General features: G+C 57.1%; 16 protein-coding genes and 1 tRNA gene. 6 read left to right on the top strand and 11 right to left on the bottom strand.

All coding sequences use genetic code 11. The features are described from left to right. Positions 1-92: 92 nt before the first annotated feature. A complete protein-coding gene (locus ACP15U_RS16645) occupies positions 93-929 on the top strand; it encodes an alkaline phosphatase family protein (RefSeq protein ID WP_425046280.1) in 837 nt (278 codons plus the stop codon). 51 nt (positions 930-980) lie between these two features. Further along, a complete protein-coding gene (locus ACP15U_RS16640) occupies positions 981-1,562 on the top strand; it encodes a DUF4453 domain-containing protein (protein WP_425046279.1) in 582 nt (193 codons plus the stop codon). 9 nt (positions 1,563-1,571) lie between these two features. On the opposite strand, the gene ACP15U_RS16635 is transcribed toward ACP15U_RS16640, so the two are convergent. The 7 genes from ACP15U_RS16635 to ACP15U_RS16605 form a co-directional block, all read right to left on the bottom strand. Continuing rightward, positions 1,572-2,498, bottom strand: coding sequence for an alpha/beta hydrolase (locus ACP15U_RS16635; RefSeq protein ID WP_425046278.1), 927 nt, complete (start codon positions 2,496-2,498; stop codon positions 1,572-1,574). Then, the gene (locus tag ACP15U_RS16630; protein ID WP_425046277.1) at positions 2,498-4,387 is read right to left on the bottom strand and encodes an acyl-CoA synthetase; all 1,890 of its coding nucleotides are present in this window, start codon (positions 4,385-4,387) and stop codon (positions 2,498-2,500) included. The genes ACP15U_RS16635 and ACP15U_RS16630 overlap by 1 nt, the downstream gene beginning before the upstream one ends. Before the next feature lie 166 nt (positions 4,388-4,553). Continuing rightward, on the bottom strand, positions 4,554-6,383 hold the full coding sequence (locus ACP15U_RS16625; RefSeq protein WP_425046276.1) for an ABC transporter transmembrane domain-containing protein: 1,830 nt from the start codon (positions 6,381-6,383) through the stop codon (positions 4,554-4,556). A gap of 340 nt (positions 6,384-6,723) precedes the next feature. After that, positions 6,724-6,797: transfer RNA gene (locus ACP15U_RS16620), tRNA-Gly, on the bottom strand. Between the two features lie 905 nt (positions 6,798-7,702). Beyond that, a complete protein-coding gene (locus ACP15U_RS16615) occupies positions 7,703-8,716 on the bottom strand; it encodes a HupE/UreJ family protein (RefSeq protein ID WP_425046275.1) in 1,014 nt (337 codons plus the stop codon). After that, on the bottom strand, positions 8,709-9,578 hold the full coding sequence (locus tag ACP15U_RS16610; RefSeq protein WP_425046274.1) for a peptidyl-prolyl cis-trans isomerase: 870 nt from the start codon (positions 9,576-9,578) through the stop codon (positions 8,709-8,711). The genes ACP15U_RS16615 and ACP15U_RS16610 overlap by 8 nt, the downstream gene beginning before the upstream one ends. 82 nt (positions 9,579-9,660) lie before the next feature. Then, positions 9,661-10,932 (bottom strand): arginase family protein, encoded by a 1,272-nt coding sequence (locus ACP15U_RS16605; protein ID WP_425046273.1) that lies wholly within the window; start codon positions 10,930-10,932, stop codon positions 9,661-9,663. 188 nt (positions 10,933-11,120) lie between these two features. Here ACP15U_RS16605 and ACP15U_RS16600 point away from each other — a divergent pair, with 188 nt between their 5' ends. Beyond that, entirely contained in the window at positions 11,121-12,086 is a 966-nt protein-coding gene (locus ACP15U_RS16600) for a helix-turn-helix domain-containing protein (RefSeq protein WP_425046272.1), read from the top strand. Here ACP15U_RS16600 and ACP15U_RS16595 read toward each other — a convergent pair. Further along, positions 12,083-13,018: a helix-turn-helix domain-containing protein gene (locus ACP15U_RS16595; RefSeq protein WP_425046271.1), complete on the bottom strand. Its 936-nt coding sequence runs from the start codon at positions 13,016-13,018 to the stop codon at positions 12,083-12,085. The two genes, ACP15U_RS16600 and ACP15U_RS16595, sit on opposite strands and share 4 nt — an antisense overlap. Positions 13,019-13,177: 159 nt before the next feature. On the opposite strand from ACP15U_RS16595, the gene ACP15U_RS16590 reads away from it, so the two are divergent. Together ACP15U_RS16590 and ACP15U_RS16585 are read left to right on the top strand one after the other, a co-directional pair. After that, positions 13,178-14,446, top strand: a complete 1,269-nt coding sequence (locus ACP15U_RS16590; RefSeq protein ID WP_425046270.1) for an arginase family protein — start codon at positions 13,178-13,180, stop codon at positions 14,444-14,446. Positions 14,447-15,778: 1,332 nt separating this feature from the next. After that, positions 15,779-17,347 carry an AMP-binding protein gene (locus ACP15U_RS16585; protein WP_425046269.1) on the top strand — a complete coding sequence of 523 codons (1,569 nt, stop codon included), beginning with the start codon at positions 15,779-15,781 and terminating at the stop codon, positions 17,345-17,347. Between the two features lie 228 nt (positions 17,348-17,575). Here the strand turns inward: ACP15U_RS16585 and ACP15U_RS16580 are convergent, their stop codons facing one another. The 3 genes from ACP15U_RS16580 to ACP15U_RS16570 all read right to left on the bottom strand — a co-directional run bounded on the left by ACP15U_RS16580 (position 17,576) and on the right by ACP15U_RS16570 (position 19,968). Further along, the gene (locus tag ACP15U_RS16580) at positions 17,576-18,259 is read right to left on the bottom strand and encodes a hypothetical protein (RefSeq protein WP_425046268.1); all 684 of its coding nucleotides are present in this window, start codon (positions 18,257-18,259) and stop codon (positions 17,576-17,578) included. Positions 18,260-18,453: 194 nt separating this feature from the next. Next, positions 18,454-19,368: a sulfatase-like hydrolase/transferase gene (locus tag ACP15U_RS16575; RefSeq protein ID WP_425046267.1), complete on the bottom strand. Its 915-nt coding sequence runs from the start codon at positions 19,366-19,368 to the stop codon at positions 18,454-18,456. A gap of 96 nt (positions 19,369-19,464) precedes the next feature. After that, the gene (locus ACP15U_RS16570; RefSeq protein WP_425046297.1) at positions 19,465-19,968 is read right to left on the bottom strand and encodes a sulfatase-like hydrolase/transferase; all 504 of its coding nucleotides are present in this window, start codon (positions 19,966-19,968) and stop codon (positions 19,465-19,467) included. A 94-nt stretch (positions 19,969-20,062) separates the two neighbouring features. Here ACP15U_RS16570 and ACP15U_RS16565 point away from each other — a divergent pair, with 94 nt between their 5' ends. Continuing rightward, positions 20,063-21,550, top strand: coding sequence for a helix-turn-helix domain-containing protein (locus tag ACP15U_RS16565; RefSeq protein ID WP_425046266.1), 1,488 nt, complete (start codon positions 20,063-20,065; stop codon positions 21,548-21,550). The last annotated feature ends 43 nt before the right edge of the window (positions 21,551-21,593 follow it).

Genomic DNA, 21,593 nt, shown 5'->3' with positions numbered 1-21,593 from the left:
GGGATCTTTTCATTTTCGGCGCAGCCAGACATTCCGAAAGCGCCATGGAGGCTAGGCTCGACGAAAACCCGGGACGCAACAGGGGATGCCCCATGACTCAGAAACTTCTTCTCATCATTCTTGACGGAGTTCCCTACCGAAACTTTCGCCGTCTGTTCGGCAATCTCGAAGGGTGGGTCGAAAGCGGAGAGGCCCGTGTCTGGAAGCACAGGGCCGTGCTGCCATCCATCTCAGCCAGTTGCTATGCGTCGATCCATACCGGTGTCAGCCCGCAGGTGCATGGTTGTACCGGCAACGACAACGTGTTCCGGCTTTCCCAACCCGATATTTTCTCGCAGCTGCGAAACGCGGGCGGCGTGACTGGCGCCGTTGGCCACAGTTTCTGGTCGGAGTTCTTCCACCGCCACCCTTTTGATCCGTTGCAGGATCTCGAGTTCGACGACCCTGACAGCAAAACCATCAACCACGGCAGATTCCACACCATGACCGGCTATGGGCGGGACAATCAGATGACCCCTTCGGATGTGGATCTGTTTGCCACTCTGACCAGCCTGTGCCTGCGGAATGAACTGAACTATGGACTTTTGCACACCTGCACGCTGGACAGCATGGGGCACCGGTTCTTCCATGACTGCATCGAGATGGACCATGCCTGTGCGGTGATGGACGAGATGCTGGCCCCGTTCATCCCAAAATGGTTGCAGATGGGGTACGAAGTGATCGTGACAGCCGACCACGGGCAGGATGAGCGTGGACACCACGGCGGGCGCAGCGCGTTGCAGCAGGACACGGCTCTTTATTACTTTGGAGCGGCCGAGGGGCCCGACGCAGATACCTGTATTGAACAGCTTCAGATTGCGCCGACCATCTTGAAGCGCTTGGGGGCGGAAATCCCTGAAACGATGCAGGCCGACCCTTTCCTGCGCTAACGGTCTATGGCACTTTGGCTGAAAAGCAGACCCCGAATAGCAGGCCAATCCATGATCAGACAGCTTCAGACAGCAGCGCTTTCGGCGCTGATTCTACTTCCTTTTACTGGCGAGCCTGCGGTCGCCACAGATGCCTGCGAAGACCTGTGGTATACCCGCAACCTGATCATGCACAGGGCCGGCTACTGCTTTGGCAGCAAGTTGGGGCAAGCCATGTTCGACACTTCGGATTGCAGCGAAAGCTCAATCGCTCTGGGGCGGCTTGAACAGCTTCAGGTGGAAGAAATTCGGGATACGGAGCGTGAGCTGGGCTGCGAGAAGAACACGAACAGGGATTGGCTGAACATTCAGGACCGGCTGACCCGTCAGTTGCTGGAGGTTCTGCCCATCAACCAGGGATACGGCAGCACATGTATTGGTTGGGCCGGCGAGGAAGTGCCGCTGCGAAGCGCCCCGGACAACCGCTCCCCAAAGCTCGGCGTGATCCGCCCCGGTGATGACGTCGGATATGAACATGTTTCGATGGGCGACTGGAGCTTTGTCTCAACCTACTCAGAGGGTTGGAACCTGACCGGTGGGGGGTGGTATGACACTGCCCAATACGAGGAAGTCTGCCAGCGATATACTGACTGAACCCGCAGCTCAGTCATCATAGGGCCAAATGCCCTGCCCCAGCGCCTCGATCGCCACCACGATCCGCTCGAAACTGGCGCGGGCACGCTCCACTGTGGTTCTGGCGCGCAGGTAACCGTGCACGAGGCCCGGCTCATTGATCCAGTGCGCCTTTCCACCGGCTTCGAGGATGCGGTCGCGATAGGCCGGGCTGTCATCGCGCAACGGATCGCAATCGGCGGTCACCAGAACAGTCGGCGGCAAATCGGAAAAATCGGTGTCTTTCAAAGGTTCTATTGTGGGGTCCGCTTCTGGCGGTTCACCTTCGTGCCGCGCAGCCTTATAGAACTTCATGTCATCCCGGCTCAGCAGAGGTGCCTGTGCGTGTTCCAGATAGGATCCGGCGTCATCCTCCCCCCCGAGGCTGGGATAGACCAGAACCTGCCCCAGAATCATATCCAGCCGACCCCGCGCGTAGTGCGACACGGCTGCCGCGAGATTTCCGCCAGCACTGTCCCCGGCCAGAACCAAAGGGTCTTCAAAAGTCTCGGCCGCCCAGAGGGCGGCCGTCCAGGCGTCTGCGAACTGTGCCGGGTGCTTGTGCTCGGGCGCGAGCCGGTAGTCGACCGACACGACGCGATATCCGGTTTCCAAGCAAATCTCGGCACATAAATCGTCATGGCTCTCCAGCCCGCCCAGGACAAACCCGCCACCGTGGAAGTAAACCACCGTTCGGGTCGGATGCCCGGCCGAGTAAACGCGGACTGGCACGCCCGCTGCCGACCGGTCGGCAACCTCGACGCCATCAGGGTATCCCTGATGGAATGCGTGGCACATCTCATCGTAGACCCTGCGCTGATCTTCGATGCTGAGCGCCACCGCATCTTCGGGGTAGCTCTCACCCGTCTTGCGGATGAAAGCCCAGGTTTCAGCGTCGATCAGGCGCTCATAGTCCATTACACGGCCCATTCCCACGGACGGGTGAAGCTTCCCAATACCTTCGCCACTTCCGCTTCATCGGCCCCTGCCCGGCTGAGTTGAGCGACCAGACCCCGTTTTTTGTCGTCGATTACCGTGTCTACCCGTGCTGGAGATCCGGCCGCCTCGAGCGCTTCGTTATAGATGCGTGTAATCGCGTTCTTGCGAAGATCCGGCTTGAACACCTTGCCCACGGCGGTCTTGGGAAGCTCGTCCAAAATAGTCATGTGCTTGGGTTGAGCGGCCCGCTCGTGCACGTGAACCTTGCAGTATTCCATGAGCTCATCGGGCGTGACCGACGCCCCTTCGACCAGTTCCACAAAGGCACAGGGCACCTCTCCGGCATGTGCGTCAGGCTGGCCAATGGCGCCGGCAAAAGCGACGGCTTCATGTCCCAGTAATGCCTCTTCGATCTCAGCCGGATCGATGTTGTGGCCACCGCGAATGATCAGATCCTTGGCCCGGCCGGTGATCCAGAGGTATCCGTCCTCGTCGATCCGACCCAGATCCCCCGTGCGCAAGTGTGTTCCGTAATGATAAAGGTCGGCGTTCTTGTCAGCCTCGGTATAGGTGTTGCCCGCAAAGACCCCCGGGTTCGAGATGCAAATCTCGCCAATCTCGTCAACACCGCAATCCGCCGGACCGTCCGTAGTGTCCCGCAAGATCTTGACGTCGGTGTAGGGGAACGGAATTCCGACAGAACCGACTTTCTTTTCCCCGTCGGTCGGGTTGCAGGAAACAAGGCAGGTTGCCTCGGTCAGGCCATAGCCCTCGACGATCGTGACGCCGGTGGCCTCTTCGAACCGGCGGAACAGTTCCAGCGGCAGGGGCGCCGAACCGGAAAACGCTGTTTTGACCGAGGAGATATCGGCATTCACCGGGCGCTGCATTTTTGCGGAAATCGCCGTAGGAACGGTGATGATGAACGTGATTTTCCAGCGTTCGATCAACTTCCAGAAGTTGTCGAACACACCGTCACCACGATACCCGGCTGGCGTCGGAAAGACGACGTGCGATCCGGAGCGGATCGCCGCCATCATGATCACATGCACGGCAAAGACATGGAACAGCGGCAACGGGCACATGATGTTGTCTTCTTCGGAGAACAGCAATGTGCTGCCCAGCCACGCGTTATAGGCCATGCCGGAATATTTATGCTGTGCCACCTTGGGCATGCCCGTCGTACCGCCGGTGTGGAAATAGAAGGCAACGCGGTCTCCGGTGCTGTCGGCAAATGTCAGTTCGGTTGGTTGCGCGGCCAGTGCCTTGTTGAAGTTCTTGTAGTCGGCATGAGCCCTGTGCTGCTTATTTTCGTGCTTCGGACGAACAAGCGGGATGAGCCAGGACTTTGGTGGGGTCAGATAACGACCGAGGTCGATCTCCAGAACGGTATCGACACCCGGCGCGTGACGCACGGCCTCTGCAACCTTCTGCGCAACATCCGTCTTGGGAAAAGACTTGAGCGTCACAACCACCTTTGCGTTGGTTTCCCGCAGAATCGACGCAATCTGTTCGGGCTCAAGCAACGGGTTGATCGGGTTGACGATGCCGGCAACGGCCCCGCCAAGCAGGGTCAACAAGGTCTCGTTGCAGTTGGGCAGTACCATCGCCACAACGTCGTTTTCACCGACACCTAGAGACCGGAACAGGTTTGCCGCTTGATTAACCTTGGCCAGAAGCTGAGACCATGTAAGCGATTCTGCCTTGTCGGTCGCGCCGGACAGCAACTGGTAGCTTGCGGCCTTATGGTTCGGGAACTTCGACGCCGTCTGTGACAGCATCTGATGCAGCGTCACCGGAACGTCCCGCTGCTCCCACGACATTTCATTTTCAATTGCTGCACGATCTTCATAACCAACGAAGCCCATGTCAGGTCTCCTCCCCAAAGCACATTGATACCGTCGCTCCCCCGGCGACAGCTTTGCATCGAACATGCGGAGAAACAGGCCCATTATCAAGCATGACAGCAACGTCACCCTAACCGTTACAGGTGGCGTGACGTTGCGCCATTTGGTGATTGGCGCCAGTTTGGAGCTATTCGGCCGCCATCCCGTCGGTGAATTGCAGGCGGGCAAGGCGTGCATACAGCCCCCCCCCGGCCACCAATTGGTCATGGGTGCCGGTATCCACGATCCGTCCCTGATCCATAACCACGATACGATCTGCCTTTTTCACCGTGGCCAGACGATGAGCAACGATCAGTGTCGTGCGATCCCGGCTGAGCGTATCCACGGCGTCCTGAACCGCCCGCTCGCTTTCGGCATCCAGCGCAGATGTTGCCTCGTCCAGCAGAAGCACGGGGGCATCGCGCAGGATCGCCCGGGCGATTGCGATACGCTGCTTCTGACCGCCAGACAGCATCACCCCCCGTTCGCCGACAAAACTGCCGTAGCCCTCTGGCAGAGCCGAGATGAATTGGTCGGCCGCAGCAGCGCGAGCGGCGGCCCTGACCTCTTCGTCGGTGGCATCGGGACGGCCAAAGCGGATGTTTTCCATTGCTGAGGCTGCAAAGATGACCGGTTCCTGCGGGACAAGCGCGATATGCCGGCGGAACGCATCGCGGTCCATTTGTGTCAGGGCGACGCCATCCAGCGTAACACGCCCTTCGTCGGGGTCATAAAACCGCTGGATCATCTGGATCACAGTCGTCTTGCCGGCACCAGAGGGGCCGACGAACGCCACTGTTTCGCCCGGCTGTACGGTTAGATCGAAACCATCCAGTGCCAGTTGGTCGGGCCGCGACGGGTAGCGGAAGGTGACATCTTCGAAAGAGATCGCACCCTGCGCCGGCTCCGGCAACGCGACCGGGCGGTCGGGGTCCTGAACCGGATCCTGCGCGTTCAGCAACTCAACCAACCGTTCGGTGGCTCCTGCTGCGCGCTGCAATTCGCTCCAGATTTCAGAAAGCGCGGCGACCGACCCAGCCATGATGACCGAATAAATGACGAATTGGATCAGCGTGCCCTCGGTCATCAGGCCGGCGCGAACATCGTTTGCCCCCATCCACAACACGCCCACTATACCAGTGAACACAAGGAAAATCACGATGACCGTCAGCAGCGCTCTTGTACGGATACGACGGCGCGAAACGACATAAGACATCTCGGTCATTTCGGCGAATTGGGCCCGGCTAGCAGATTCGTGCGTATATGACTGCACTGTCTGAACGGCGCTCAGGGCCTCGCCGGCGTTTCCGGACGAGGCAGCAATCCAGTCCTGATTTTCGCGGCTGATGACCCGTAGTCTGCGCCCGAGAACAAGAATCGGGACCACGACAAGCGGAACGATCAGCAAAACCATTCCAGTCAGCTTGGCCGACGTCAGCAACATCAAGACCAGCCCGCCAATGAACATCAGGAGGTTGCGCAGCGCGATTGATACGGACGAGCCCAAAACGGACTGGATCAACGTAGTGTCAGTGGTGATCCGGCTCAGCACTTCGCCAGTCATGATCTTTTCATAGAACTCTGGGCTCATCCCGATCACGCGATCGAAAACCGCCATTCGGATATCGGCCACGACGCGTTCGCCGAGCCGGGTGACCAGCGCATAGCGAATTCCTGTCCCGACCGCGAGAACTGCAGCGATGCCCAACGCGGCAAGGAAGTATCGGTCCAGCAGAGCGCCATCTTCGATCCGAAAATGGTCCACCACCCGGCGCACGGCCAGCGGCAGGGTCAGAGACATTGATGCGGTCAGCACCAAGGCCACCGTTGCCCCGAACATCAACAGTTTATATGGAACCATGAACGGCCAGAGCGAGGACAGGATCCCGAGTTTGCGGGACCCTGCCCGCTCCTCGCTTGCGCCCGGAGCCTGCGGCTGTGCCGATGCCTGAGAAGCGGAAGTCTGCGATCTTGCCATTTTGGGCCTTTGCGAATTACTCGTGAGGATAGTCCAGCCAGCCGGATTGCCGGCGTCTCCGATCCATCCCGCTTCTTGGCCTCGCTTGACCGATTGGTCAAGCGATCAGCGCATTCGAAAAGGCCGGCACGGGCGGATATGACGCATTTTCGTTGCTTCATCGATCCGTTGAGCCTTTTTCCAAAGCAACCAATCAAACAGGATCCCGGGACGGCGGGAATCGAACCCGCGTCATCAGCTTAGAAGAGCTACTGCCTGAGTCTGATAAACATATTAAAAACAGAAACTTAGAGAATTTTGAATTCAAGTTTTGCAGGAAATCTTCGGGAGGAAAATATCTTGGAGCGGGTAGCGGGAATCGAACCCGCACCTTAAGCTTGGAAGGCTCTTATGATACCATTTCACCATACCCGCTCGAAGTTTGGGTTAGGTAATTCAGCAGGGAAATAAGGTCAACAGCTTACTTAGAAAAGTGGCCGGGAAATTGGAACAAATGCACCGCATCAGACACAGATGATCATGTCCTCTGAACATTTGGAGCATTTCCTCGCACACACCAAAGTCGTTCAAAGCCGCCGGCATTCCAAGAAAATCGGACCAGAGGTTACATCGCTTCACTCTCCGAAATTCGGATTGGAAACTTCCTAACGCAGGCTCGAATGGTCTGCCGGGCGGCTTCCGCGCAGAGGGCCAATTCCAACATCGCAGGGAGGAATACATGCGATAGTAGTACCTGACTACTAATTCCGCGGCCGCGCTGAAATCGGCTGGTGTGGCGCAGGCTGAGCCGCTGAAAGTAGGTTGCCTAGCCACGCTTGAGGGCACTTATTCTGTACTGGGCGAAGATGGCCTGCGCGGCTTAAAAGTTGCTCTGGATGAACTCAACAACATGGTGGGGGCCGGGAAACCGAAGTGATGATCGCGGCAACCGACGCCAGCCCGGAAGAGCGCTAGATCACGAAGTTTGCCCGCGCGTTCAAGCCGCGCACGTATTGCCCATACTTGCTTTGGCAGCAGCGGACGTTTCTGGCCGCTCAGGCAACCCTTGTTCGAGGCATTGCGCCTAGGCTTCTGGCTTCTGGGCATATCTGTATCTCTATCCGTCCCTCCGGTCCCAGACATAAACACCGCGACGACCATTGATTGTAAGGCCAAGCGTCAACATCCGGTTTCGGGGTCGGGTTATGGGCAACCGATGGCGCACCGCCATATGGCGGCTACGAGCCCATACCACTGGTTGATGAATCGCGCAGCATCCGTCGTGAAAGGCAGATAGCGGCCAAAGGCTCAGGCCGAGTTCAACGACCGAATTTCATTGTCTACAAGAAGATTTTTCCGGTCCGCTCGATTACCCAAAACATTGAGATTGCGCCGATACTGTAGACGATGGCGAGGCGCAGAAGGTTCGACCGCTTGCCCTGTAAAACGGCGCGAGAGATCACCCAGCCTACAGCCAGCGCCGCAGCCACGAATAGCAACTGTCCGATTTCCACACCGACGTTGAAGAAAAGCAGGGCAACAGGGATCTCCGCCGGTGGCAGGCCGATTTCGGACAGCGCCCCGGCAAAGCCCAACCCGTGTAAAAGGCCGAAAGCGAAAGCCACGACCCAGGGAGCCTCAAAGGTCAGAGATGTGCGACCGCGCGATTTCCAAACGATTTCCGAGGCCAGAAAGACGATCGACAAGGCGATGGCGGCCTCCACCGGGGCCGTGGGCAGGGATACGTATCCCAGCGTCGCCAATCCCAGCGTGATTGAATGGGCGACGGTAAAGGCGGTAACGGTTTTAACGAGCTTCCAGCGGCCGTTGACAACAAAGAGCAGTGCCAACACAAAGAGCAGGTGGTCGATCCCTGCTAGGATATGTTCGATCCCCAGCACGGTGTAACGCTTGGCTGCACGCAGGGTCGACCCCGACCCGGCCATCCATTCCGCCAGATCCGCCGTTATAGCCTCTCCTTCGCGCTTGGCCAGTCTCGAGACCGGTTCCTGTCCCGCCCAGCGAACGGTGAGCAGGCTCCCTTCGCGCTTCCACGGCAGGGTGAGCCGGTCTTCGGCGGTCAGGCCCGGGTCACAGTTGAACTGGAAGGTTACGGAATAGCCCCCGCGATTGCCGGTTGGATTACCGGTGAAGTGGCAACGCTCAGGCAAAATCGGAGTCAGGATTGCCGGTTGAATCCGGCGTGGAACCTTGGCAGTCAAGCGATAGGCTCCGGGTTCGATCTCGACCATTTCGGCACGGTCGACACCAAGGGAATGCGCCAAGGCGCCACCTGTTTGCATGACCAGACCAACAAGGATCGCCAACAGAGCACAGCAGATCCGGTCAAGCACCGCCCTTGTCTCCCTGCAGAGGTTCTATTTCGATCCGGTAATCAGGCTCCAAAGACCGTAACTCCCGATCCATCAAAGCTCGCGAGGTATCGGCCATCCAATGCGTCGATATCCAGTCTTTCGCAACCTCGAAATCGGGCAGTCTTGGCTCGTTTTTTCCGATCACCTTCAGAAAGTGGACCGAACCCGTGGGAGTGGTGAATGGCCCATGCCAGCCATCACCCTCGTTCAGTTTCTCAAACACTTGTTGGGCCGTTTCACTGCCAAAAGACTGTACAAGCCGGGTTTGGTCCATGAAACGCAGCGTTTTCCCGTAATTTAAGGCGCTATCGCCCAGGATTGCGGGATCGGTGCCGGAGTTCAGTTGCTCCAGCACGTCCAGCGGAACCTCGCTGTCCGCATCATACATCACGTGTTTCAGGTCGAGGCTGGGCGGGCTTCGGAAGGTTTCGGGATTGGCCTCGAAATAGGCGCGCAAGTCCTTGTCCGAGGGTTCGGGCAGATCCCCGGCGATGAAGAAGCGCATATTCTGCAGCAAGAGCGCTCGGATGCGGGAACTGTCGGAAAACCCGCGCTTGACCGCCTCTCGGACAAGGATTTCTTCTTCGACGAAACTTTGGATGATGTTCTGCTTGTCGTCATCAGTCAGTTGGCGCAAAAGCAGTTCTTCCTCACGGTTGAAAAGAAATTCCTGCGTCGCGGCATCGACCACGATCAGATCCCGACTGTCACGGGCGAACAAAGCCTGAATGGCAAAGAGTAGCCCGGCGAGAACGAGAAAATGAACAACGGGTTCGCGGATCAGGCGACCAAGGAGACCACGGACGCCTGCGGTATTGGGGGCGGGATCGCTTGCGGACATGGTTTTCCCAAACTGATCAGAGGAAATGGCGCCCCGATGAAAGGCGCCTTTTTAGGGGAAAGCAAGGGGCTGTGAGACGGCTTTACTTGCTGTTGTCCTTTAGCATGGCCGGATGCACATAGTCGGGATCGGTAATGCCCTCTTTGCGGGCCGCCATTGCTGCCAGAACGTGGCGCTGCAACCGGTTGATTACATTCGCCGTTGAGCGGCGGCGATCATCGAGAAGCGGCGAGTATTCAACCCAGTCGATCAGCAGAACCTCGTTCTGAAGCACCAGCTTGCGCAGGATTTGCTGCAATTCCAGGGTGGTCATGCCGCCGATCTCAGGGTTCGACACTCCCGGTGCAAGCGATCCGTCGAGCACGTCCATGTCGATCGAGATATAGATCCGTCGGCCTTTCAGTTCGGCGACCAGTTCATCGGTGGTCTCATCGAACCCGTTCCGCTCGAAACGCGGCATGAAATAGTAGTTGGTTTCGTTGTTCCACATCCAGTCCATGCGCTCGACGCTCTCATAAACGCCGCGCAGCCCGACATGAAAGATCTGGTCGCCTTTGATCCAGCCGTTCTCGTGCGCAAAGCGCAGCGACCGCCCGCCATGGTGAAAAAGTCCAAGTGCGCCATCGGGTGGGGCAAGGTCGGTATGGGCATCGAAATGCACGACCGTGAAGGTCTGCGGTCCATAGTGATCCACCAGCGCCATCATCGATGCAACCTGGGTTCCGTGTTCGCCGCCAATCACCATCGGGATGGCGTCAGCCGCCAAAATCTCTTTGATGACCAGCGCTTGGTCGGCGAAGTTTTGAACCATCAGCGACGGATGTGCATTGGTGTTGCCGTAGTCCACCGCGTTCAGGATGTCGAAGGGTTGGTTGTTGAACCACATATCATGGCTGGTCTGGGCAAAGTCATAGTTGTGGTTGATCCGCATGTAGTTTGCCGCCCATCCGGTCCCGGCGGCCGGGTTGAAGCTGGACGGTGCGCCCAGAAAAGCCACGTCGACGTCGCCGGCGATCAGATCCTCGGTGGTCATCGCGTAGGGCAGACCGAAATAGGTGGGCATGGCATGCTTGGTCGGCAGCACCTTGTAACGCTGCAGGTCGATCGGCCCCGGCTCACGCTTCGGGTTGTCTCCGACCATGTCCTTGCGCAAGAAATACTTGTTCCAGCCGGGATCGAGGATCTGCACATTTGGATTGTCCGGGTCGCGCCATGGCAGCATACCGGCAGGCAGGCCGTCAATCCGCTCGTCATTTGTGAAATCCGGAGGTGGCAGATCTTCGGCTATCGCCGATCCTGCGATCAATGACGTCACAGTAGCGGCGGACGTCAAAAGGGATATCCAGCGTTGCATGGTGATCTAACCCTCTCAAGATAAAGAAAATGCTCCGATCACAGGAAGTCTAACAACGCGCAGGTTGACGTGATATGCAATTAGTGCAAGCTGGATACTTGTTTGAAGCTGCACGAACACTATGGCTGTCAGCAGGTTGCGGCGGTGCACTGTCAGGCTGGCTCCGAAACAAGTGAGCATGCAAGAGAATGTCCAATTTCAACCAGTACGTGATTGATCTGGCTGATGCCGACACGCTCGAGAGCTTTTATTTGTCTCAAACCAGCACCGAAACAGGTTTTGTCCAATTGTCGGCCGGACCGGCAGTGCTGAGTGCGCGCAGCCTCGACCTTGGGCCGTTACGGGTACTGCAGGTGTCCGGAGATGGTCGCCATCTCTGGATTGACAACATGGTCGGCGAGGAATGGCGTTTTGCACTAATGGTGTCGGCTGAGGGGCCGTCAAAAATTGGGCATTCCGCCATTGAAAAGACAACAGGTCATCTGCTGCGGCCGGGTGAAACGGCGGAACTGAGCACGCACGGTCGCTATACCACTCTTGAATTTTCGTTTGATGAAACTGTTCCGATGCAACTTGGCTGGAACTGCGCTGCGGGGCAAACAGCTCGAATTGAACACAACGTTGCAACGGCATTGAGACAGAGCGCTGGCACGGCGTTCTCGCAAGCCGTGCGGGATGCCGACGAAACCGGTGTTATGAATTCGAAGGCGCATTGGTTGGAGATCTTCCTCGATCTGATCGAAAGGGCGCTTGAACCGTGGCTTGCCCCCGATGGCGTAGCCGACCCCGAACACTCGCCCAGCGGCAGCGCAATTGTCGTGCGCAAGGCGCATACACTTCTGATTGATCCGGATTATGCCATCAACGCAAATGCGGACTTGCTTGCCAGCAAGGTTGGGGTTTCACGACGCAGCCTGTTTTTGGCCTTCCAAAAGGAATACGGCATCGGCCCAAGGAAATTCCGGGAACTCGTACGGTTGAATGCTCTGCGTGCCGGTCTTTTCCGGTCCACGCCCGATGTCACCTCTGTCACGGTGCTGGCCCATGAGCACGGCTTTTCCGAGCTTGGCCGCATGGCGGCACGCTACCAGAATCTGTTCGGTGAACTGCCCAGCGAAACCCTGAAGCGGAAACCGCGCCAAAGGGCGACTTAACTCCTCAGAGTCGCACTGGGGTATTCTCCGAATTGTGCACGGTACTTACCGGCCATCCGGCCGAGGTCGCCAAATCCCAGATCGGTTGCCAGTTGGGTAACCGAGCTGGTGTCGGCGCTGGCGGCTTTCAGTTTGCACCGCAATTCGTTCAGGCGCAGGACTTCGAAGTATCGCCGCGGCGTTAGGCCAAGCGATTGCCGGAGGGCGTAAAAAAGCGTTCGGCGCCCCACGCCAAGCTCACTACAAAGCGTCTCGATCCCGAAAACTCCGCCCTGCCCCCCCTTCATGTAACGATCCACGTCCCGCAAGACCCTGTGGCTGCGTGGGATCTCAGTCACCAATGCCGCGGAACTGTTGTTGTGTGGCAACCACGGGGCAAGTGCATGTTCAAGAGCATCGAGGACCCTCAATCGCAATTCAGTCAAATGCGCCGGTGGTGCGTTGTAGTTCCTGCCAGCAACAACCCGTGCCGCGTCTTTGCAGACTTGCGCCAAATGTCGCAGAACCGGTTCCGGCAACCTGGCAAGGGGGGAACCGGTGAAGGACCATCCGAGCGCTTCGACAATGTCACTGGACACAGCGATCTCAAGCGTCAGGACGGGTCCCAGAAAGACGTAATCCATGTCCTGCCCGGGAAGAAACAGCATCGCTTCGCTCGGGCTCAGGTCGTGACCCATCGACAGCGCGCCGCGTTCGGCTTCGAGTGCAAAACCGAAATGTACCCGGCCATCATCCGACATCTGGTCCTGCCACCGGCAATGCGCCCGGCCCCGGGCCCAGAGCAGGCTGACACCCTCCAGGTCCACCACGTCGTATTCCAGGTCCGCGTTTCCGGCGGAAAACTGGGTATAGCCGGGTATCATTCCCGTCGCATCCAACAGGAACTCTGATATGTCCTCGGCGTCTCTAAGGCGTATCTGTTGTAAGTTCATGCCATTAGACTGCACGTACCATGCCCTGCCAGCAAGCCCGGGTAGACAAACATGCAATTGGTTTGCACAAATTACGTAGCAAAGACAAAGCGTCTGCGTCAGACTTGAAGACAACAACAATGGGCGCCAAACCCAAGACTGAATCGGAAGGACCGTCTGATGAAACCCCGGACTGCGATCGCTACTGCTGCGTTGCTCTCATCTTTCTCGCTGATCTCCGCTTCGGCCGAAGCCCAGATGCTAAAGAATATCGTCGAAGCAGCGCCGCAAGAAGAACGCGCCCCGATGCCGCATATCGATCAGGACAACCCCGGCAAGATGAACATCAAGCAGGACAAGTCCACGAATATCTGGCGCGATCTGCGCGACGGGACCGGCGGGCGTGAACCCGGACCAATCGACATCCAACGCTACAATTTGCAAATGGAACCGGTAGGCATTCAAACCTTTTTCAAGCTGCCTGTGGCGCTGAGACCAGAAGATCTGGTGGCCGGTGAAGTCGACGTGGCTATTTTCGGGGCCCCAACCGGCGCATTGCCACATTCTGCGGGCAACATGTGGGCACCTGCCGAAGTGCGCACGACAAGGGATTATGGTGGATACGGCGACCCGAAATTTCCACTCAGCTGGGTGGAATATGAAACCCTGATACCGCCCTTTACGATCCTTAATGCGGTCGATTACGGCGACGCCGGAATGAATGCATACAACCAGTCACATACTTTAGAAGAAATCCGACGGATGACACGGGAAGTAGCCTCGGTTGGGGCCATTCCCTTCATTGTCGGGGGCGACCACTCGGTTCCAAACGGCACCTTCCGGGGAATCGTCGATGTTTACGGGCGCAACAACGTGGCCTTTGTCCATTTCGATGTGCATCTAGATCGCGGTCAGGGAAAGTTCGGCGCCTACTACCACTCGGGCAGCTTTATGACGATGGCCGTCGAAGAGGGGCTGGTCGATGGCAGCAACGTTATCCAGTACGGAATGGCTACACCCGTTTTCGGTGAAAGTGATTGGGATCAGGTTCTTGCTGAAGGCGGCAAGGTCTATCATATTCATGAAATTCGACGGGATGGCGTTGAAGCGACGTTCGAGAAGATCTACAGGGATCTGGAAGGTATCGACCTCGTATACGTGTCCTTTGACATCGACACGTTTGACATGAGCTACGCTCCCGGCACCGGGTCATCCTCGCCCATCGGTTCGCACCCTGAGGATCTGTTTCCGATGCTCCGCGAATTTGCCGCCACCAAGACCATCGTCGGCATCGATTTCGTCGAGTTCAACCCCTTCTACGACAACAAGGGCCAGCAGACAGCGCGCTTAGTGCGGCGCACCATGTTCCAGTTCCTAACCGGAATTGCGATGAAAAAAGACGGAATCGCACCTGACTACATCCATCCCCGAATCTCAGGCGAGCCATAGGCCAGCGAGTAGGTAGAGGATCTGCAATAAATTCCAATTGCAGAGCTCGATGCCAATGAATGGTTGCGCGGCACTGGAACCGGAAATGCAATTCGTACCGGCACGAGGGTTGGATTGGATCAGTCAGAGTGACCATCCTACAAAAACTCGTTTTGTGCCTGATGAATAACCTCAAACGGATTTCCTCGCTGGTTCGCATAGCAGACCCGCACACGATCGAACCCATGAGGCCGGTTTGGGTCGAAAGCACCAGTTGGCATGCATCGAGTATACGTCTGAACAGTCCGCGCCCCCGTCTTTGCCGATCTTCGCATCGCTGCATTCTGCGTGAACGTCTGCATTTCTTTCTTTCATGTAGAGGCTGGTTTTCGACGGCGCAGCACGCCGCCCCACTGCGAACGAGCGCAGAGAAAATTCGTCACTTCTGAATCGGGCTCAACACTTTCGTCTGAACATCTTTTCGAACGACCGCTACGTTGCGTTTACCGGTCGCTTTGGAACCGACGAAACCGCGGAAAAATCCGCCTTCGGGCTTGAAAGATCGCTTCAGCCAGAAGCGGGAAAGGGGGCGAGGCAGGGCCTGTGACTGAGTTGCGGACGAAGTTGCCTGTTGCAGATGCAGGGACACCCACGTCGGCTACGCAACCGTGACACGAAATGACACGCGTCAGAGAAGCACGATTTCCCGCAAGCAGGCATTCAAAGTACTCTAGATGACGAATAGAACTGTTCCGCTCCGCGTCTGGGGTCCGAGCGGATCAAAACCTGAATACGGGACCAGAGCCGCTATCGACGGGTTCCCAAAAAACTGGCATGGGATGTAGCTGATCGCAGAGACAATATGCCGAGCAGACCGGAGCAGATCGACTCGAGTTTGTTGACGTTTCGGCGAAGGGCGCAATCCTGGGATCGGATCTGGCCCAGAGTGGCGCGCGCGCACGATTTCATGTGCGGCTGGCGGTTGGCCGACTGGAGTCGAGAGCACTGGCTCTTGCCACCATCCGGGATGCTTTGCCGGGATGGCGATGGGTAGAGCGGCTGTCACGCATGCCCGGCGTGACCACTTTGCTAGCGGTCACCAACCGGGTGTTGCTCCCGATCCGACCTTTCGTGTCAATTGTCGCGCATTGGAAGCCGCCCCGATCGCCTCGAGCATCAATCACTGATAACCCGCGCGACCAGAGCGAGAATTGGGCGCTAGACTGCCCATTTGCTTCACCGGCAGTTGAACCGTCGTCAGACGCGGATGCCTCTTTCAGCAGCTGCATGTCAGACGACGGATGTCAAACCTTGACAGGCGCTCAAACCAGTGCCCGGATTGCGTGACGACGGATGCGTAAACTGAATGAAGAAGAGGAAGCGGGCGTGCCTGATCTTTATGTCGGAGATTTCGATCAGCGTATTCCGCGTGAAACTCTCGAGGCACGCGCGGCAAAAGGCGCCGGTGCCCTCGCCGCAATCGGGGCCGGAGAGGACGTTCCTGTCGCTATCATCATGCGCAACGATCTGACACAGCTTGAGATCATGAGCGCAGCAGCGCGGACCGGGACTGTCCTAGTGGCTTTGAACTGGCACGGCACGGCGGAGGAAGTCGGCGCGATTTGCGATGACAGTGATGCGCAGACGGTTATCATACATCGCGATCTGATCGACAAACTGCGTCCTGCGCTACACGGGCGGCAAGTAATCGGTGTTACTCCAGGCCCGGCGCTCAGGGGTGCCTACGGTATATCGGAAAGTGCAGCGCAGAGCGCGCCTGACTTACCTGAGTGGAAAACACTTATCGAAGCCGCTTTACCGCTTCCGACCCGCGCCATGATGCGGCCCCTGATGCGATACACGTCCGGCTCGACCGGCAGGCCAAAGGGCATTCGAAAAACGAGTTCCGGTCCACGCAAGGATTTCACTGAGGTTCTGCACCGGGTTGGGGCTGAAATGATGCGGTTCAAACCGGGATCGCGCTTTTTCACGGCTGCTCCCATCTACCATTCTGCCCCCTCGACCCTGACCGCCGCAGCACTGGCGACTGACGGTGTCTCAACTCTTGTCGCACCCAAGTTCGAACCCGAGGCATTCCTGGCTGCCATAGAGGCTGATAGAATTTCGCATATCTATCTTGTGCCGACGATGATGAACCGATTGCTCAAGCTGCCGCAGGCCGTAAAGGATTGCTACGATCTGTCCTCGGTCGAATTGTGCATCTCTACCGGCTCACCCTGGCCGCATGACCTGAAGGCGGCGATGATCGATTGGTGGGGGCCGGTCTTCTGGGAAAGCTATGGCGCTTCGGAAATCGGATTTATGACAATGGTATCCTCGCAAGAGGCTTTGGCCCGGCCGGGAACCGCCGGACGGATGCAAATGGGCGGAACCGTTCTAATCCTCGACGCCGATGGCAACAAACTTCCAACTGGTGAGGTAGGAGAAATCCATGCCCGAATGGAGGCGTTCGGAGATTTCGACTATTCCAACGATCCCGAGGGCCGGAGAACTGCGGAGAAGCATGGGCACATTTCGGTCGGCGATCTGGGTTGGATGGACGAAGACGGGTTTCTCTACATTACGGACCGCAAGAAGGACATGATCATTTCCGGTGGCGCGAATATCTTTCCGGCAGAGATCGAGGCAGTTCTGCTCCGCGCCCCGTTCATCCGCGACGTGGCCGTGTTTGGCGCACCTGATCCAGAATTTGGTGAAAGGATTGTGGCCGCGATTGAACCCGCCGAGAACTGGACGCCGAATGCCGAAGAGGTCGGGCAGTACCTCGACGGTAAACTTGCCCGGTTCAAACACCCCCGCGTCATCGATTTTCACGAAGCCCTGCCCCGCGAGGATAGCGGAAAAATCTTCAAACCCCGGCTTCGGGCACCCTATTGGAAAGAAGCCGGGCGCAAAGTTTAAGCGGACGTTCACAACCAATCTCCTGGCCGTCACTTGAGAAGGGCTGCCCAAAACGCACAGTTGTTACCCGACCAAAAATCCAAGGTGACGGCTAGGAATTCAAACGACCCATCGATAAATCCCGCGGCATCCTTTGCAAGCGGCAGCGCCACCGACATTCGCGACACATTGGATTGGTGACGCCTATACCGAACCAAACTGCCGTTTGGTCGCTAAACCATACGGACCTCAATAACGGAACCGCAATCCGAGACCGAAACCGGTGTCGAAGGGTCTGTCTGAGCCAATACCAACAAGAAGATCCCCGTAAAGGGCTGTGCCCTCATTGATGTTGTAGCCGATCTGTAGCTCTGCCGTAGCGGGCCACTTGCCTGCATTCCAATCATAGGGGAGTTTCAGGTCAAGTTTCGCCCAGTAATCTGTTGCAAAAGGTTGTAGCGCAATGAGCCGCGCCGCCGTTTGGCTCACATCCGTCTGGCCAGAGTAGGACGCAAAATGCTGAATTAGGGGGATCAAGCTCAACCCCGTTTTTGAGTTGGAAAGGGCAACGCCGGCAAACGGTCCCAACTGGTCTGCGCCAACTCCGATCCCATTATCGAAATTGTCGAACTCGACGATCCAATCGAGCCCGACGGCCAGACGGAAAGCCCAAGTCTCGTTAAGCCTACCTTCGCTGGGGAAATAGATTCCCTTCAGGATTGCCTTTTCAAAGCCACTTCCCGAGTTCCTGACGGATGATACGTCGTTGTAATGCAACTCGTATTTGATCTTCAGGTTATCAAGGGCCATAAACGCGCCCTCAAGGAAGTAGTCGGTTTTGTCGCCGCCTTCACCGCTGATCGACTGAATCCTCAGATCTGTGTTGCGACCCTTCGAAAGGGGATTTGACGCATTCTCTTGCTCGTTTGCCATGGCACTTCCCGCCAAAAGCAGAGCGCTCACGATCTGAAGAACCCTATTTCGAAGCATGCGTTTCGATCCAATTTCTGGTGCTCAGTTTTCTCAATACACACCCCCGGGAAAATGCAAAGGCCGCCCTTTCGACGCCCTTCGCATTTTTTTGTGTCTTGCCGCGATGGGTCCGCGTCACCGCAGGCCAAGACACATCACTCACCCCAGTCGAAGTCGTGCAATTCGAAGCTGGGTTGGCGCCGGACGATCCCCTGAACCGAAACCGGCAGGCCTTGCAGGTTCCGCTCAAGACGTTCGGCAATGGCCAATGTTTCGCGACGCGCATTTGACAGGCCAGTCAAAGGTACTCCCCGTGCATTCGGTTTGTCTGGATATTGCTCCTTGAGAAGCTCATGTCTCTTCCGCATGATATTGAATTGGCCCGAAATATGGATCAGCGGAACGAGGTGAGGGTTTTCCTCGTGTGGGTCCTGATAGAGATCATAGAACGAAGCCCCGATGCCGGACGCTGCTCCCGGATCTGAAGAAATCCAGTGCTGCTTGTAGCGGCCTTTAACCGTCGCAGCGAGCGTATGACCCTGATAGATGTGAACATAGTCGCGATGCGAGTGGGTATCCCCGTTTAGCAGAAGCGAGGATTGGTTGTTTCCATCAATGATGCGGTCCCGTGGAATGTGATCCGTCGCCCCCGCAAGTGTGACAAAGGTCGTGAACAGATCTGTCACATGCACAATGTCGCTGACAAGCTGCCCACCGCCGAACCTTCCCGGCCACCAGGCAAAGGCGGGCACCCGGACTCCGCCTTCGGTGATGTCACCTTTGCCGCCGGAGAACATGATCTGCGTCATTCCCCAACCCGGGGGCAGGTTGTGGACCATCGGGCCATTGTCCGCCATGGCAGCAAAGATCGTGTTTTTAGCGATACCGAGGCTCTCAAGCTCGTCCATGACCAGCCCGACAAAAGTGTCGAGACGATGATAGGCCTCCGCGACTTTACCGCCATTCAGCTTGTTTCTTTCTATGTCGGGCGCAAGGAAATCCAGCCAGTTCGGCCAATACTGAACATAGAATGGTTTTTCGGCTTCAGCGTTTTTACGGATGAACTTCATCATCCGGTCTTCGCTTTCCGGATCGACCTTGGCGTACCACTCATTGTTGGGTACACTCCACTCTTTTCCGGGTTCACCCTTGCGACCTTCGATCGTTTACACCCATCCCGCCGGAAGGAGACCGGGATCATCCAGCTTACAGGGGTCTTCAGGTCCAATGTCCGGCAATCCAAGGACCGCATTCGCTGCCGATCCCTGCGTGTCGTAGATCAACGTGATCAGGTTCATTGGCGTAAAGAGCGCCTTGTCGAATCCCTGATCGTGCAGATAGCTTTCTTCGATGTCGCCAAGATGACCCTTGCCATAATGGGCCGAGGCGTAGCCGGCTTCGGACAGGACCTCTGCCAGAGTGACTTCGTCTTCGCGAAGACCCGCATATTCGTGCGGCATGCCGACCACTCCCATGTCATGTCGAACCGGGATCCGTCCAGTCAGATAGGCCGCACGCGTGGGCGTGCACGATGGCTCAGTGTACATACGGGTGAAATTGATGCCTTCGTCGGCCATCTGGTTCAAATTGGGAGTTTCAAATCCCAGGGTTTGCTGGATCCCTGAGAACCCTACGATCCCACACGGCTGATCGTCCCAAAGAATGTAAATGATGTTGGGCGGTCTGCCATGCTCGGCGCGAAGTTACTCAAGCCGTTGCTGGATCTCGGCATCTTCAGTCGCCCACCTGTCACCATGCTGGGCATTGAGTACAAAGAACTCGGCATCGTGTATTATCGGCCCGCTGTTCTGTGCTGACGCCGCAGTCGACACCAGAACCGCGGCAGCCGCGAGTAGCTTAGTTTTCATTTTCCACCTTCCCCTTACCTTTTTCGTCCAATGGATCTTACTTGGTATCCGCGCGCTGAAGCCCTTTCAGAATGAGATCGCGGCACGTCGTCGATATCGATTGTTCCTGACGCGCCGACAGATTCAGCAGGCGCGCATGTTCTTCGGTGGTGACCATAACGACCACGCGCTCGCGACGGCGGCTGTCTGTTGGGAGGCAATGGCGTCCAATTTGCGAAGTACTCGGTGTGTCGGTCATGGCTCGGCCTGCAATCGGCTTGGCTGGCAAACCTCGTCCAAAATACCGGTTAGCCACGTCAAGAGATTGTTCAATCTTCGGAATTTCATGACGGCAAACGGAACACTATCAACCGAACTCTCCGACCCGAACGAGATTGGACGACCTACGTCCTGGGATCTAGATTTCCGCCAGATTTCTTGTGGTTCTGGATCCACAAAGGTTCATCTTCGCAGTGCGCAATTGATTTCGACTCTCCGACTTGAGATGCCTTGCCGCGTCCATCAATCCGGCGCGGCGCCCGGCGGTGTCATTACCTTCGGTCTGCCGAAACCTCGAACGATTTCAAAATGGTTGCGGTCCGAGTCACCGGATATGCCGCTTATCTGCCTTGGCAGCGGTCATGAATTCGACTGCGTGAGTGAGGCCGGGTTCGACGACTTGACAATCAGTGTCGCGAGAACCGACGCCGAGGCTAAGGCCCAGAATTTCGGATTGGAGTTGCCCAGCGGCGCCTCTGCACCCACGGTTATCGATCTCTCGCTTGGCGGTATGACCGCCGAACTGTTTGCACGAAAATCGGTGGCGTTTTCCGACAATGAGGCTGACACCGTCTCCCTTGAATACGAGGAAGAACTCCTCCTTGCACTCATGCTTGCCATTTCAAACGCGAAGCACCGATTGGATGACAACACAGACGGCAATCGGGATCGGGTTTATCGGCGGGCTCTCGAACTGATCGAGGCTCAGGCGGACGACCCGCCAAATACCCGGGACCTTTGTGTTATATGCGGAACATCATGGCCGACCCTGCATCGCGCTTTTGTCGATCGCGTCGGAATCTCTCCAAAACCGTATCTGACTGCTCTGCGCCTCAACAAAGCCCGTCAGGACTTGCTGTCTGGCAAAGTCCGCCGGGTGGCCGATGCAGCGAATGCCTGGGGTTTTTGGCACATGGCCAGTTTACCAAAGAAAACCAAGAATTTTTCGGGCGCCTGCCCTCTGAGGACTTTAGGCACTAGGAGCCCAGGCCATTCGGGTGCTTTCGCCGATCAGTGTGATTGTGGGAAAGCCAAAGTGCATCGTCCCTTTGGGCTGCCTTCCAAAATAACCCGGACGCTGTGTAGCGACGGGCGCCAAGAATGCAACTCGCCGCTCGTTTGTTAACGGCCGGTTCTGGTTCAATCGCGCTTGATAAGGGCGATCGACC

Source organism: Primorskyibacter sp. S87 (genome assembly GCF_049801055.1).
GTDB lineage: Bacteria > Pseudomonadota > Alphaproteobacteria > Rhodobacterales > Rhodobacteraceae > JBNAGF01.
The sequence above is the reverse complement of the archived record's forward strand: the minus strand, read 5'-3'. Positions and strand labels throughout refer to the sequence as shown.

What these genes read in the sequence shown, in the direction of transcription:
- ACP15U_RS16645 (WP_425046280.1), top strand. Translation starts at nt 93, where the DNA reads ATGACTCAGAAACTTCTTCTCATCATTCTTGACGGAGTTCCCTACCGA.
- ACP15U_RS16640 (WP_425046279.1), top strand. Translation starts at nt 981, where the DNA reads ATGATCAGACAGCTTCAGACAGCAGCGCTTTCGGCGCTGATTCTACTT.
- ACP15U_RS16635 (WP_425046278.1), bottom strand. Translation starts at nt 2,498, where the DNA reads ATGGACTATGAGCGCCTGATCGACGCTGAAACCTGGGCTTTCATCCGC.
- ACP15U_RS16630 (WP_425046277.1), bottom strand. Translation starts at nt 4,387, where the DNA reads ATGGGCTTCGTTGGTTATGAAGATCGTGCAGCAATTGAAAATGAAATG.
- ACP15U_RS16625 (WP_425046276.1), bottom strand. Translation starts at nt 6,383, where the DNA reads ATGGCAAGATCGCAGACTTCCGCTTCTCAGGCATCGGCACAGCCGCAG.
- ACP15U_RS16610 (WP_425046274.1), bottom strand. Translation starts at nt 9,578, where the DNA reads ATGTCCGCAAGCGATCCCGCCCCCAATACCGCAGGCGTCCGTGGTCTC.
- ACP15U_RS16605 (WP_425046273.1), bottom strand. Translation starts at nt 10,932, where the DNA reads ATGCAACGCTGGATATCCCTTTTGACGTCCGCCGCTACTGTGACGTCA.
- ACP15U_RS16600 (WP_425046272.1), top strand. Translation starts at nt 11,121, where the DNA reads ATGTCCAATTTCAACCAGTACGTGATTGATCTGGCTGATGCCGACACG.
- ACP15U_RS16595 (WP_425046271.1), bottom strand. Translation starts at nt 13,018, where the DNA reads ATGAACTTACAACAGATACGCCTTAGAGACGCCGAGGACATATCAGAG.
- ACP15U_RS16590 (WP_425046270.1), top strand. Translation starts at nt 13,178, where the DNA reads ATGAAACCCCGGACTGCGATCGCTACTGCTGCGTTGCTCTCATCTTTC.
- ACP15U_RS16585 (WP_425046269.1), top strand. Translation starts at nt 15,779, where the DNA reads ATGCGTAAACTGAATGAAGAAGAGGAAGCGGGCGTGCCTGATCTTTAT.
- ACP15U_RS16580 (WP_425046268.1), bottom strand. Translation starts at nt 18,259, where the DNA reads ATGGCAAACGAGCAAGAGAATGCGTCAAATCCCCTTTCGAAGGGTCGC.
- ACP15U_RS16575 (WP_425046267.1), bottom strand. Translation starts at nt 19,368, where the DNA reads ATGAAGTTCATCCGTAAAAACGCTGAAGCCGAAAAACCATTCTATGTT.